The organism is Moorena sp. SIO4E2, from assembly GCF_010671945.1.
Lineage (GTDB): Bacteria > Cyanobacteriota > Cyanobacteriia > Cyanobacteriales > Coleofasciculaceae > Moorena > Moorena producens.
The window spans coordinates 12,232-27,264 of record NZ_JAAHIE010000045.1 but is presented as its reverse complement, the minus strand read 5'-3'; the positions used below and the strand labels follow the sequence as shown (position 1 = coordinate 27,264).

5 protein-coding genes are annotated in these 15,033 nt (G+C 46.7%); 4 read left to right on the top strand and 1 reads right to left on the bottom strand.

Annotated elements, in window-relative coordinates; all coding sequences use genetic code 11:
- Window positions 1–92: 92 nt before the first annotated feature.
- The 3 genes from F6K37_RS08100 to F6K37_RS08090 all read left to right on the top strand — a co-directional run bounded on the left by F6K37_RS08100 (window position 93) and on the right by F6K37_RS08090 (window position 7,990).
- Window positions 93–233, top strand: a complete 141-nt coding sequence (locus F6K37_RS08100) for a hypothetical protein (protein WP_287249415.1) — start codon at window positions 93–95, stop codon at window positions 231–233.
- A 118-nt stretch (window positions 234–351) separates the two neighbouring features.
- A complete protein-coding gene (locus F6K37_RS08095) occupies window positions 352–7,587 on the top strand; it encodes a SpvB/TcaC N-terminal domain-containing protein (protein ID WP_287249413.1) in 7,236 nt (2,411 codons plus the stop codon).
- A 142-nt stretch (window positions 7,588–7,729) separates the two neighbouring features.
- Window positions 7,730–7,990 carry a hypothetical protein gene (locus F6K37_RS08090; protein ID WP_287249411.1) on the top strand — a complete coding sequence of 87 codons (261 nt, stop codon included), beginning with the start codon at window positions 7,730–7,732 and terminating at the stop codon, window positions 7,988–7,990.
- Window positions 7,991–8,001: 11 nt separating this feature from the next.
- Here the strand turns inward: F6K37_RS08090 and F6K37_RS08085 are convergent, their stop codons facing one another.
- Complete coding sequence (locus F6K37_RS08085) at window positions 8,002–8,154, bottom strand: hypothetical protein (protein WP_287249409.1); 153 nt, start codon at window positions 8,152–8,154, stop codon at window positions 8,002–8,004.
- 622 nt (window positions 8,155–8,776) lie between these two features.
- Between F6K37_RS08085 and F6K37_RS08080 the strand changes: the two genes are divergently transcribed.
- The coding region (locus F6K37_RS08080) for a SpvB/TcaC N-terminal domain-containing protein (protein WP_287249407.1) at window positions 8,777–15,033 on the top strand (6,257 nt) is incomplete at its 3' end.

Here is a 15,033-nt window from a genome sequence, read left to right as displayed (position 1 = left end):
ATCAATTGAAGAATTAGAATGTTTGTTAAATCATCTTTTAAATGAAGGAGGGTTAATTATAAAATGGGTACGAAAAATAAAAAACAAAGGCAATGCTGTTATCACAGTTTAAATGCGCAACAGCTTATCTATCAGCTATCAGCTATCAGCGAACAGCGATTAGCGCACGGGTGCGCGTTCAGCCAATGGCCTTGGCCGTTGGCTGTGCCAGGAAGCTGACAGCTGACGGCTGACGGCTGACGGCTGAATGCTCAGCAGCTAGGGCAGATCACCTCAGTTCGCTGATTGGGAGCTGATTGGGAATAGTTCCCAAGCATTATTTCGATCATCAATTCGGTCATCAAGGGTGTTATGGAAAATAGCAAAATAACCACAACCCAACTGTCTTTACCTAAAGGCGGGGGAGCGATTCAGGGCATTGGAGAAACCTTTCAGGCTAACGAGTTTACAGGAACAGCAGGGCTTTCTATTCCGATTCCGACAACTCCTAGCCGGGGTTTTGAACCGCAGTTGAGTGTTCAGTATAGTTCTGGTTCGGGAAACGGGACTTTTGGTTTGGGGTTTGCTCTAGCTATTCCTAATATTTCCCGCAAAACCTCGAAAGGACTGCCCAAATACGATGGCACTGATACCTTTATCCTCTCCAATGCTGATGACTTGGTACCAGTAGGTAACCGAACTCAAGGCAGTTACGAGATTACTAGCTACCGCCCTCGCACTGAAGGGTTATTTGCCAAAATCGAACAGTGGCGCGATCGCACTACAGGTTCATCCTATTGGCAGGTAATCAGTAGCGATAACATTACCAGTAGATATGGCAAAACGGCTCAAGCCAGAATCTGTGACCCGGAAAACAACAATCACGTCTTTGAATGGTTGCTAGAAGAAAGCTTTGATGCTAAAGGAAATTACATTATCTATCGCTACAAAGAAGAAAATACCCAAGGGATTGCTAGCAGTATTTACGAAGCAAACCGGACGCAGACAGCCAATAAATATATAGAGAAAATTCAGTATGGCAACGACCAACCACTGCAACCAGGAGATGACCTGAGCAATGTTTTATGGCACTTTGAAGTAATCTTTGACTACGGCGAGTATAATATCTACCCGACGAATACCACACCCTATACTCCAGTCGGAGAATGGATAAATCGACCAGACCCCTTCTCCACCTACCATGCGGGGTTTGAAATTCGCACCCATCGACTGTGCCGTAACATTTTAATGTTCCACCGTTTTACAGAATTGGACAGTGAACCGGTACTAGTCCACGCCACGGGCTTCCATTATCGAGAAGATGCTAATATTACTTTTTTGACGGCTGCTGAAGCGATTGGGTATCGCTACGAAAATAATCAATATCAAACCAAAAGTTTACCTGCTCTGGAATTTGACTATACTCCATTCCAACCCGAAGGACATAACTTTGAACCGTTCCTTGGAGAGGACAGTCTGTTTCTGCCCGGTTTGATTTCCTCAGAGTATCAAATCCTGGATTTATACGGGGAAGGCATTCCGGGAGTTTTGTACAACGACGGCACCACAACGCTGTACTGGGAACCCGCAGCCAAGGGTGAGGAAACTCAAGGGGTAAGATATAACCCTCCCCAACAACCTCTATCTTTGCCCCTCGCCTATGGGAAAACCAACAACCAACAGTTAATCGACCTGACCGGAAATGGTCAATTAGATTTAGTGGTCAGTAGTCCCAATGTTTCAGGATACTACGAAGTAAAAAGCGATCGGCTTCGCCGCGCCAAAGGCGATCGCACTTGGCAGGGTTTCCAAACCTTTCCCGCCTTTCCCAACGAATATCTCGACCCGGACAGTCAATTGACCGATATTACTGGGGATGGGTTGTTGGACGTGTTGCGCTTAGAAAGCGATCGCATAAAAGTTTATCCAGGGAAAGGGAAAGCAGGTTTTGGCCCAGCCATCATACAGCAGCCAGAAAATGACTTGCCTTTGGAGAGGAAAGGTGATCGCACTGAAGCCTTGCGGTTTGCCGATATTTTTGGCACCGGTAGGCAGCATTTAGTCAGAATCAAGAGTGGTTTGGTAGAATGCTGGCCTTCTTTAGGCTACGGCAAGTTTGGCAAAAAAGTGACCTTGGGCAATGCACCAAGCTTTGGCATAGACTTCGATATCTCCCGGTTGTTTTTAGCAGATATCGATGGTTCCGGGACAGCGGATATTTTGTATGTGAAGAGCGATCGCGTCGAGATTTGGTTTAATCAGAGTGGCAATAGCTTCAGCCAAACCCCTCTAACTATCTATCTGCCCAGCAATTGGAATAACTTAGACCAAATTAGCTTTGCTGATGTTTACGGGAACGGGACAACTTGTTTAATCTTCAGCGAAGAAGCCCCCAGACCCCGCCATTGGTGTTACGACTTTTGCCAAAGGACAAAACCCCACCTGTTGAACCAGACAGACAACAATCTTGGGGCGACCACTCGCATTACCTACGGCACTTCCACCAAATATTATCTGGAAGATAAGCAAAACGGTCAACCGTGGATAACCAACCTGCCATTTCCGGTACAGGTAATTGAAAAAGTAGAAAACTGGGATGCCATCTCCCAGACCAAGTTAGTCAGTTCCTACAGCTACCACCACGGTTACTACGACGAGGTAGAACGGGAATTCTTTGGGTTTGGCATGATAGAACGTCTAGATGCTGAAACCCTATCCAGCGATGCCCAACCCTACGATGTCCCGCCAGTATTGAGCAAGACTTGGTATCATACCGGAGCCTGGCAAGGAGAAGAGTCCCTCTCGAAGCAATACGAACCGGAATATTTCCCGGGAGATCCGGCAGCGCACCAATTTCCCGATAGCGTTTTCGATGCTAATGGCCAAGAACCGGACAGCGAAACCTGGCGAGAAGCCCATCGAGCCTTAAAAGGGATGGTCTTGCGTGAGGAACTGTACGGAAAAGACGACTCCCCCCAACAAACCAATCCCTACACTGTTAGTCAGAGCAACTACAGGGTTAAACTGATCCAACCCAAAGGGGAAAACAAATACGGAATCTACTTTGTCCATCCCCAAGAAAGTCTGACCTATGATTACGAAAGGAACCCAGCTGATCCCCGTATCGGTCACGAGTTTGTCCTGGAAGTAGATCAGTATGGCAACGTTCTGAGTTCTTGTGCTGTAGCCTACGGACGGCGGCCTGGGGAAGACCCACTGCCCGAACAACTGAGCTTAAAAATAACTTACTCGGCAGACAGTTTTATTAATCAAACCCAGGACTTTTATCTGCTGGGGGTTCCTCAAGACAATCGCAGTTATGAAATCAAGAATCTTTCATTACCTAGCGGTCAGCAATACTTCGCTTTTGCAGATGTCAAAGACCATCTAGAGGGAGTTACCGACAGCCCCGAAACCCCCCTACTGAGCTGGCAGCGCCACTACTATTGGGATCCCGAAAGGGAAGAGTTTTTTCCCCTGGGTGAAGTCGGTCCCCAAGCCTTGCCCTATGGCAGGGAAATAGCGGAATTTTCTCCAGAACAAGTGGAAGCGGCATTTGAGGGAGCTTTGACTAAAGATAAATTGGACGAATTGCTGGAAAATCAGGGCAGCTATGTCCTTGGGGAAAATTACTGGTGGAATCGAGGTTTGACTCAAGCTTACAACCCTGCCGACCAGTTCTATTTGCCCCAAGCAACAACGGATCCCTTCGGGAATGCCACCCGCTACGAGTACGATGGTTATAACCTGCTAGCGGTTAAAGTCACTGATGCGCTGAATAACGAAACCTTGGTGCAGGCAATAGATTACCAAACCCTGCAACCGCTAAAAATGCGGGATATCAATCACAACATTTCCGAAGTGCGGTTCGACCCCTTGGGGATGGTAACAGTCACCTCCCATTACGGAACGGAAAACGGGGTAGAAGTCGGGTTTATGAAGCTGGAGGATTACCAGCAGCAGAAACCACCGACTACAGAGGAGGTGATTGCCAATCCCCGCACCTATTTACAGGGGGCGGCGAGTTATTTCCACTACGACCTCTTTTCTTGGAAAGACAACCAAATCCCCGTTCATGCCGTTAATTTGGTCGCGGAAGATTATGATGACCAAGCTCGGGTGCAAAAGAACATCACCTACAGCGACGGGTTGGGGCGGGAAGTGCAAAGCAAGATGAAAGTCGAACCGGGGGAGGCCTTTGTAGTTAATCCCGATGGCAGCATTGGCACAGAAATAACGAGCGATCGCTGGCTGGCTTCCAACCGCAAGGTTTACAACAATAAAGGCAATCCCGTTAAAGAATACGAGCCTTATTACATCAAAGGCTATGACTATGTCGATAACGAAGAACTAAATCAGTTCGGGGTTTCTCCCACCCTATTCTACGACCCGCTGCAACGGCCAATTCGGGTGGATACCCCCAAGGGATTTTTCACGAAAGTCGAGTTTACCCCTTGGCAGGAGAAGCACTATGACGAGAATGATACTGTAGTGGATTCCGATTACTATCGGGAAAATATTGATAATCCAGACCTGGATGAAGCCGAACGCCAAGCCTTGCAAAAGGCAGCAGTATTCTACGATACGCCCTCAGAAGTAATCCTGGACAACTTGGGCAGAACGGTTCAAGAGATTGAAAACAATCAGACGGCTTCGGATGGGGAAGTTACTAGGCTGACAACCCATTATGAATTGGATATTACAGGCAATCAACTATCCAGTGCTGATCCCCGCTTGTCAGCTGCCAGTATCAAGAATTTCCAAATGACCTACACCATGACCGACGAGGTACTCAAGACCATTGGTGTCGATGGGGGGACTCACTGGCAATTGAATAACGTTCTGGGCAATCCCATTTATAGCCAAGATTCCCGTAACTTCGAGGTGCGCACCGAATACGACCAGTTGCAGCGTCCGGTACAAGTACATGTCCGGGGTGGGGATGGTGCGACTCAGCTTGACCAGGTAGTAGAACGCTTGGTGTATGGGGAAAGTAAAGATGATGCCGACAATCTCAATCTACGCGGTCAAGTTTACCAGCATTACGACCAAGGGGGATTATTGCAAGTTGATGGGTACAATATCCTAGGTTCCCCTTTGACAACTAAGCGGCAATTGAGGCAGGAGTACAAGGAAGAAGCGAATTGGGACAGTATTGATGACCCCAGTGCTTTGCAACCGACTAGCTACCGGACGCAATCTGAATACGATGCCTTGGGTCGCGTGACGGCGCAAACCGATGCGGACGATAATGTTTATACGCCAGTTTACCATGAATCGGGTCGGTTGAATCAGATTCAGGTGCAGCACGAGGGAGAACCAGCTTCGACTTATGTGGAGAGCATCGACTACGACCCTAAAGGACAGCGCAACCAGATTGTTTATGGCAATGGGGTAACAACTGATTATGAGTATGAACCCACCACCTTTCGCCTGACCCGGATTTTGACCAAGCGGGGAGCTACCTTAGCACCAGCGGGACAACCAGCGCCACGGGAACGGGGGGCTGCCCCTCACTGGTTGTGTCGGTTACTGCCACAGTTTTTGCGCCAGGCTTTGGGGCGGGTGTGGCCTTGGGGTGGGTCAGGGGTCACGGGCAGTAATTCGCGCTCTGTTGATCCTGCCAACTTACAAGACCTGAACTATACCTACGATCCGGTGGGGAATATCACCCAAATTGCTGATCACGCTTGGGATACAGTCTTTAACAAGAATCAACAAGTCGATCCAGTGTCTAGGTACACCTACGATGCCCTCTATCGTTTAATCGAAGCCACGGGCAGGGAACATCAGGCTTTATCCCGACAGCAGGAACAGTATCGGGATATTCCGGAAGTGGGATTTGTACAGTTACAGAATTTGAACAATGGCCAAGCAGTGGAAAACTACACCCGTCGCTATAGCTACGACCACGGCGGGAACTTAGACCAGATCGCCCACCAAGGCACAACCCCCCGCACTCGTAATTTAACGGTTTCGGAAACGTCCAACCGGGCGGTGGATAGTGAACTGCTAGAGGGAAACAGGGATATCGATCAGTTTTTCGATGCTAATGGCAACCAAATTCAAATGCCAGGCATTGACCCAGTGCGGTGGAATTATCGTGACAATATTGCCAATGTCACGATTATTGACAGAGACGATAGTAATAACGATGCCGAATATTATGTCTACGACAGCAGTGGCAGAAGGGTGCGCAAGGTCACCGAATGCTATGGCTCTGGAGGAACTATGACCCACATTGAGGAAGTGATTTACCTCGGTGGGTTGGAAATTCGGCTTTCTCGACAGGGGGAAACTGTCACTGAGGAACGCCATTGCTTGCGGGTGATGGATGATACCACCTGTGTTGCCATTCGCAACCAGTGGACACAGGGAGAACCGCCTGAAGGGGTGATCAATCCTCAAGTGCGCTACCAACTTGATAACCATTTAGGTTCGACCACCATGGAGGTAGATGGCGAGGGGCAATTGATTAGTTATGAGGAGTATTTCCCTTATGGGGGGACCGCATTTGTGGCAGGTAGTGAGGTGGAGGTGAAGTTGAAGCACTACCGCTATTCCGGTAAGGAACGGGATGGGAGTACGGGATTGTATTACTACGGTGCCCGGTATTATGCGCCTTGGTTGGGAAGGTGGATGAGTTGCGATCCGGCGGGGACGGTTGATGGGTTGAATTTGTATGCTTTTGTGGGGGGGAATCCCATCTCCCACATTGATGTTGGAGGCATGGTAAAAGACGATCCCTCAAAAGTACATAATAAGCTGTCACGCAATATTGCAGGTCTAAAAAAAATCCCTAAAGATTTAAGAGAAAAACCTACAAAACTTGAAAAGGCCAAAGATTATGTTTGGGCAGGACTTTCAGGAGGAATCGCTGGAGTATTAACAGAATCTGTAGAACAAAACTACCACCCATCTTATAAGATGATAAAAAATCTCGTACCACCAGGAGAGAGAAGACAGTGGATGAGATCAGGGGCCAATGCCATCGCAGCCATTAACTCTGTAGGAGCCGGTGAAGTTCCGTATTTGGGAAAAATTACAAGTGGTATAGAGGAAGGCTTAAGAAGTTTTAGTGAGCAAGCAGATTTGAAAAAGGCGGTTGCGAAGGCTGGAGTTACAACAATGGTTGGTATTTTGGAAGAACCGTTATCTAAATTCTATGAGCCAGTAGCTAATGTCATAAGTAATATAAATGATGTTGTCGGGGATGCAGATTTAATGCTACAAAATCTCAATACCGTTAATAGTCCAGACCCATCTAAAACTCAGCGCACTTACGACATTATTCAGACTCAATTAGAACAAGTACCTACAATTCATAGCAGAACAAGAGTATTATCAGACCTAGATAAAGGACAAAAAAAACAGAAGTTATTGAAGGACTTAAACAAAACAGAAGCTTGGTTAGAACGACAAATGTCAAAAATTGAAAAACGTACCGGGATTGCGCCTCAAACAACTGCGTCTGCTAGTGGGTCAGATGATAATACTCCAGCCAAGCAGTCGGATCGTCTTTCTGGTGACAAGATCGGACAAGAACAGCAGAAATTTGTAGCAAAACAAATGGCTCGGAGTTATCTTCCGAAGGAGACTTCAATGTGATCGGATTCGTTTGGATTCAACGAAAGCGAGCTGGAACTTACCCAAAAGATTAAAAGTGATTTAGTTGCGCGAGGAAAGCCTGACACACCAAAATATAACCCAAACAACCAAATTTACCAAAACAAAAAAAGGAACAAAAAAAATGTCAAACTCAAATCAGAACGCTAACGAGATTGCATCATTCTTAGCGCAAAACCCAAATTCCGACTTGCGCACTTTTAACTTTTTCGATAAAAATGCTGTCAACTCAATAAGTTGGGGCAGTCTCGATAACGGTCAAATCAGCGATCGCCTCGATCGCCTCAAAGCCTGCCAACGACTATTGCGCCTGGGTGTTGATGCCCAAGAAGCAATGGCCATGTGCGAAAGCGATCACCTCTCTCTCGGAAAATGCCTTTGTTGAAGCGGCCAACTTTAGTGCGATCGCATATCTTGTAGGGTGCAAAGCACGAAAGTGTAACGCACCGCCATCCAACCCAACTTAAACCCAAAAAAAGAACTCAAAAATGTCAAACTTAACCGCAAATCAAAAACGATCGCCTTCTCAACTACTGCTGCGCTCGCCACCCCGAATTTGACTTAAAAACCTTCAACTTTTCCATAAATATTCTGTTCCGGCATGCAAGTAGCGTGGCCAGGTTTGGATAACCCTAAACTAGGGGCGTTGCTAATTATGCCTATGGTTTTGCCCCCCTAACCCCCCAATTTTGGGGGGAACAAAACTATCAAAGTCCCCCAGAATTGGGGGATTTAGGGGGCTTTAATAAAACCAAATGATCGCGCATTCATTCCTTAATTCAGCAACGCCAAACTAGGGGCTATCTTCTGGTTATTGCTTCAAATAGATGACGGTTTATTTGGCATGATCATAAATATAACCAACAGAAATTAAAAAATAGCCTTGACAAATAAATAAGGAATGTGATAGCTTAACTATGGCCTCAAAAAAATCATAAAAAAAGCCAGAAAATCTAGAAAACAGACAGATTGATAAAAATCCTTTGTCAACTGCTAAAATCAATCTCTTAATTACTAGCCATGACTAATTAAAAATTAGTTATACGCTCGATACCATCACAACAAAGTAAAACGCTCTAGCTGGTAGTATTTATGATTGTGAAAGCGACTACTCCAAGAGCCAAATCAAACAATCATAACTTCGGTCATCAATTCGGTCATCAAGGGTGTTATGGAAAATAGCAAAATAACCACAACCCAACTGTCTTTACCCAAAGGCGGCGGTGCGATTCAGGGAATTGGAGAAACGTTTCAGGCTAACGAGTTTACGGGCACGGCTGCCCTATCGATTCCGATTCCGACAACTCCTGGCCGGGGTTTTGAACCGCAGTTGAGTGTTGAGTATAGTTCCGGTTCGGGAAACGGAACCTTTGGTTTGGGGTTTAGTTTGGCTATTCCTAATATTTCGCGCAAAACGTCCAAGGCGGTTCCTAAATACGATCAGACGGATATCTTTCTGATTTCCAATGCTGAAGATTTAGTGCCGATTGCTGGAGGAGAACGCACTGAAACGATTGATACAATCAACTATACAGTTATTGCTTATCGTCCGCGAGTCGAAGGATTGTTTGCCAAAATAGAACGGTGGATTAACCAGGAGACAGGGGATTGCTATTGGCGGACCGTAAGTACAGATAATGTCACCAGTATTTTTGGCAAAACCGAACAGTGTAGAATCTATGATCCAGAGCATCCTAGCCACGTTTTTCAATGGCTTTTAGAAGAAACGTTTGATGCCAAGGGAAATTCTAGTGTTTATCAATACAAATCCGAAAATACTGATAATGTTCCTGATGCTATTTATGAGGCAAACCGGAGGCAAACGGCTAATAAATATATAGAAAAAATTAAATATGGCAGCGATTCTCCCCTAGTTGAGGGTGACGATGTTGGACAAGTAAACTGGCATTTTGAAGTAGTCTTTGACTACGGGGAGTACGATATTAGCACAACCAACGTAACGCCCTATAGCCCAGTGGGTCAGTGGCAAAATCGCCAAGATCCCTTTTCGACCTATGATGCTGGTTTTGAAATTCGCACCCACAGGTTATGTCGAAACATCTTGATGTTTCATAGTTTTGAGGAATTGGGTAGCAATCCTATACTTGTCCATGCCACGCAATTCCACTATCAAGAAACTCCAACGGTAACGTTACTGAAGTCAGTTCAGTCAACTGGGTATCGCTATGAGCAAGGGGAGTATCAAACCAAGAGTTTACCGACCGTAGACTTTGACTATACGGCTTTTGCCCCTCAACAACAGAACTTTGAGCGGCTGACCCAAGCAAACGGTCAGGATTTACCAGGTCTGAATCTGCCCCCAGACTATATGTCAATCGACCTCTACGGGGAAGGGATTCCCGGAGTGCTCTATAGCGATGGGACCACTACACTTTATTGGGAATCACAAGGCAGTGGGAATGGTGAAACAGGGGGAGTAAACTATGCCCCACCGAAACAACTACCGAATTTCCCCATTGAACGCCATCTGCAAGATGCTAACGGGACGTTAATGGATATTGCCGGTGACGGACGCATGGCTTTGGTGGTTAGCAGATCAGGGGCTAGGGGTTATTATCAGTACGATCCTGATGGGGACAGTTGGCAGAGTTGGCAGCCTTTTGCCGGATTTCCTACAGATTTCGATAACCCAGACAACCAAATGGTGGATGTGACTGGGGATGGATTGATGGATATCCTGTTGGTGGAAAGCGATCGCTTACGGGTTTATCCGTCCGAAGGGGAAAAAGGCTTTGCTATGCCCCTAATCCGGCCACAGGAAAATGATGTTCCCACACCCAAACAGGGTGCTGTAGAAGAAGCACTGCATTTTGCCGATATCTTTGGTACTGGTAAACAGCACCTGGTGCGAATTACCGATGGTGCGGTGGAATGCTGGCCAAATCTAGGCTATGGGCGATTTGGTAAGAAGATTCAGTTGGCAAATGCCCCACGCTTTGAGGGCAGAATGGATGGTTCCCGGCTGTTTTTAGTGGATATTGACGGTTCCGGAACGGCAGATATTGCTTATGTGAGTAGCGATCGCGTCGAGATTTGGTTCAACCAAAGTGGTAATTCCTTTAGCGAACCCCTAACGGTTTATTTACCGAGTCCCTGGGATAGCTTAAATCAAATTAACTTTGCTGATGTTTTAGGCAACGGCACTACTTGTTTAGTCTTTAGCCAAAACCATATCCAGCCCCGCCATTGCTATTACGACTTTTGCGCCAAACAAAAGCCTTATCTGTTGAACCAGGTTAAGAATAACTTGGGAGCCGAATCAAACATTACTTACGCTAGTTCTACTAAGTATTACCTCCAAGATAAGCGCCAGGAAACCCCTTGGGTAACCAAGCTACCATTTCCGGTTCAGGTGGTAGAAACAGTAGAAACTATTGATTTTATTTCTAATACAAAGCTGGTCAGTTCCTATAGCTACCATCACGGCTATTATGACCGGATTGAGCGAGAGTTTCGCGGCTTTGGTCGGGTAGAACGAAAAGATGCAGAAATTTTGAATGCTGAGGAGCAACGGTCGCCTTGTTACGTTCCGCCCGTATTGACGAAAACTTGGTATCACACCGGAGCATGGCAGCAAGAAGCTTCTTTGTTTGAGCAGTATCAAAAAGAGTATTTTCAGGGGGATGACAATGCTGTTGTCTTGTGGGAGCCGATAGTTGATTGGGGAGGAATAAAACCGAGTGCTGAAGAAGTTCGGCAAGCCCATGTAGCTTTAAAAGGAACAATTTTACACTCGGAAGTTTACGGACTTGACGATTCAGAATTAGCCGACAATCCTTACAGCGTTAGTGGAGCTAGTTATAACGTCAAGCTGTTACAACCTCAAGGGGAAAATAAATACGCGGTCTTTTACGTTTGGCAACGGGAAACTCTAGCTTACGATTACGAACGGGATCCTTCCGACCCCCGTATTGCTCATAATTTTACCCTCGAAATTGACGACTATGGTCATGTGTTGCGGGAATGTGGAATTAGTTACGGAAGGCGAGAAGGAACTCAAGAGGAACTTCCCGAACAAACTAGCTTAAAAGCAACATATACAGAAAACAGTTTTATTAATCGTCCGGACCTTTGGTTGTTAGGGGTTCCCGCAGACAGTAAAAATTATGAACTGCTCAATATTTCCTTACCGTCAGGAAAAGAGTACTTTGATGTTGAGACAATCTCCAACATAATAGAAAACTTAAGCGAAGCTGATTATAACTTGCTGGCTTGGGAGCAATATTTCTATTGGGATGAATCCCTAAGCAGTGTTTTACCTTTAGGGGAAGTTAGCCCTCAAATGTTACTAGCGTTCAGTAAAAGGGCTGTGGTTTCCCAGGAACGAATCGAGTTGGCTTTTTCGGGAGTATTGGAAGGAGACGAGTTAGAGGATTATTTGGCTAACCAAGGGAAATACGATTTTGAGAGTGGCTATTGGTGGAATCCGGGATTAACACAATCTTATCTGGGGAGCGGACGCTTTTACTTACCCACCGAGACTACCGATCCCTTTGGGAATGTCACTGAAATTGAATACGATACCTACCATCTGTTAGTCAATAAAGTAACAGATGCCATCGGTAACGAAACAACAGTTGAAGCCATAGATTACCAAGTGCTGCAACCCCAGAAAATTAGGGATATTAACGATAATACTTCCGAGGTAATATATGATGCTCTGGGGATGGTAGTTTTAGCCTCCTACTACGGCACAGAAAACGGTGAGCGAGTCGGTTTTGCTGAGTTGAGCGCCCCGACTTCAGAAGAATTCGAGATGGAAAAAGCGATCGCTAATCCTCAAATTTACTTGCAAGGTGCTGCCAGTTATTTCCATTACGATTTATTAACTTGGAAAAATGATGGTATTCCTGTTCACGCCGTTAATTTAGTGGCGGAAAACTACCCTACCGACACGCGAGTGCAAACTCACATCACCTACAGCGATGGGTTTGGGCGGGAAGTACAAACCAAGATCAGGGTTGAACCAGGAACAGCATTTTCGGTTAGGCCAGATGGCAGTGTCGAAGAAATAGACACTGACAATCGCTGGTTGAGTTCTGGGGGAAAAGTTTACAACAACAAGGGCAACCCCGTCCAAGAGTACGAACCCTACTACATCGACACCCACGAGTATGTAGACAATCCGACGCTTAACAAATTTGGGGTATCCTCTGTGCTGCACTATGATCCCTTGCAACGAGTGATTCGAGTCGATACCCCCAAAGGCTTTTTTACCAAAGTTGAATTTACCCCTTGGCAAGAGAAGCACTATGACGAAAACGACACGATTGAAGATTCGAGTTACTACCAAGAAAATATTGACACCCTTGATCCCAACTCGGCAGAATACCAAGCGTTAGTCAAAGCAGCCCAATTTTACGACACGCCCGATATTAAGATTTTGGACAATTTGGGACGAATCATACGAGATATTAAGCAACTCGTCAGTAAAAATGAACCCACCGTTCAAGATCTGGTGACCAATTACGAGCTGGATATTGTGGGCAATCAACTTTCCAGTGCGGATCCCCGCTTGGCAGAGCAGGGCTACAATAACTTCTCGACCATTTATGACCTGACCCAAACCCCCCTAAAAACGGTTAGTGCCGATCGGGGAACTCAATGGACATTGCAAAACGTGATGGGAAATCCCATCTATGTAAGGGATTCACGGGGCTTTGTGGTAACCACAGAGTATGATCTGTTGCACCGTCCGACCCAAGTGCGAGTGCAGGGAGGAGATGGGGAGACTCTCCTAGATCAGGTGGTGGAGCGTACGGTTTACGGTGAAGATGAAACTATTACCAATCCTGAAGACTACAACCTACGGGGGCAAGTGTATCAACACTACGACTCAGCCGGATTGGTAAAACTGGGGTCTTACAGCATCACTGGACAATCACTCAGCAGCGAGCGTAAATTGCGTCAGGACTATCACAACGAAGCCGACTGGACTGAGATTAATCTGGACTTGCTTGAGGACACTGTTTACACTACATCCGCTGGTTATGACGCCCTGGGGCGGGTGATTGCAGAAACCGATGCGGATGGGAATGTCCACGTTCCGATTTATGACCTGTCCGGGGGGCTGTCTCACCTAAAGGTGACACATGCACAGGACAGTGAACCGACCATTTATGTGGAGAGCATCGACTACGACCCTAAAGGACAGCGCACCCAGATTGTTTATGGCAATGGGGTAACCACTGATTATGAGTATGAACCCACTACGTTTCGACTGACCCGGATTTTGACCAAGCGGGGAGCTACCTTAGCACCAGCGGGACAACCAGCGAGACGGGAACGGGGGGCTGCCCCTCACTGGTTGTGTCGGTTACTGCCACAGTTTTTGCGGCAGGCTTTGGGACGGGTGTGGCCTTGGGGTGGGTCAGGGTTCACGGGCAGTAATTCGCGCTCTGTTGATCCTGCCAACTTACAAGACCTGAACTATACCTACGATCCCGTGGGCAATATCACCCAAATTGCTGATCACGCTTGGGATACAGTCTTTAACAAGAATCAACAAGTGGATCCGAAATCAACCTATACCTACGATGCCCTCTATCGTTTAATCGAAGCCACGGGCAGGGAACATCAGGCTTTATCCCGACAGCAGGAACAGTATCGGGATATTCCGGAAGTGGGATTTGTACAGTTACAGAATTTGAACAATGGCCAAGCAGTGGAAAACTACACCCGTCGCTATAGCTACGACCACGGCGGGAACTTAGACCAGATCGCCCACCAAGGCACAACCCCCCGCACTCGTAATTTAACGGTTTCGGAAACGTCCAACCGGGCGGTGGATAGTGAACTGCTAGAGGGAAACAGGGATATCGATCAGTTTTTCGATGCTAATGGCAACCAAATTCAAATGCCAGGCATTGACCCAGTGCGGTGGAATTATCGTGACAATATTGCCAATGTCACGATTATTGACAGAGACGATAGTAATAACGATGCCGAATATTATGTCTACGACAGCAGTGGCAGAAGGGTGCGCAAGGTCACCGAATGCTATGGCTCTGGAGGAACTATGACCCACATTGAGGAAGTGATTTACCTCGGTGGGTTGGAAATTCGGCTTTCTCGACAGGGGGAAACTGTCACTGAGGAACGCCATTGCTTGCGGGTGATGGATGATACCACCTGTGTTGCCATTCGCAACCAGTGGACACAGGGAGAACCGCCTGAAGGGGTGATCAATCCTCAAGTGCGCTACCAACTTGATAACCATTTAGGTTCGACCACCATGGAGGTAGATGGCGAGGGGCAATTGATTAGTTATGAGGAGTATTTCCCTTATGGGGGGACCGCATTTGTGGCAGGTAGTGAGGTGGAGGTGAAGTTGAAGCACTACCGCTATTCCGGTAAGGAACGGGATGGGAGTACGGGATTGTATTACTACGGTGCCCGGTATTATGC

Bases quoted from the DNA above. Each gene is read 5' to 3' on its own strand.
- F6K37_RS08100 (WP_287249415.1), top strand. From the start codon at position 93: ATGCTGTTATCACAGTTTAAATGCGCAACAGCTTATCTATCAGCTATC.
- F6K37_RS08095 (WP_287249413.1), top strand. From the start codon at position 352: ATGGAAAATAGCAAAATAACCACAACCCAACTGTCTTTACCTAAAGGC.
- F6K37_RS08090 (WP_287249411.1), top strand. From the start codon at position 7,730: ATGTCAAACTCAAATCAGAACGCTAACGAGATTGCATCATTCTTAGCG.